General features: G+C 70.5%; 1 protein-coding gene. It reads right to left on the minus strand.

Annotation, left to right across the window (positions count from 1 at the left end; all coding sequences use genetic code 11):
- Nucleotides 1-431: ABC transporter permease (locus ACL06G_RS21510; protein WP_412836531.1), on the minus strand; the 431-nt coding region annotated here is incomplete at both ends.

A 431-nucleotide genomic window follows, 5' to 3' on the forward strand; every position in this document is an offset into this window, starting at 1 on the left:
GGTGTCGCGGACGCTCTCGGCCATGTACTGGAAGGGCAGCACCTGGTGCACGGCGGCGAACCAGTCGGGCAGGCGCGAGGCCGGGAAGGTGATGGGCGAGAACATCAGTGCCACGAACACCACGAGCTGCGACATCATCCGCGCGACGGCGGGTGAGAGGCCGTAGCCGATCCCGTAGCCCAGCCCGACGGCCGCGAACGCGGTCAGCAGGATCGCGGGCACGACCAGCGGGCTGATGTTCAGGGCCAGGTCGAACCGCGCGTTGGCGACCAGCAGGGCCACCAGCATGCCCGGCAGCGCCGTCAGCAGCGCCACGGTGGCGTCCGAGGCGATGAGCGCGCTGCGCGGCACGGGCAGGGAGCGGTTGAAGTCGAAGATGCCCTCCTGCTTGGCGGAGGCGACCTCCTGCGGACCGATGACCATGCCCACGG

This window comes from Streptomyces callyspongiae (assembly GCF_047200695.1).
Lineage (GTDB): Bacteria > Actinomycetota > Actinomycetes > Streptomycetales > Streptomycetaceae > Streptomyces.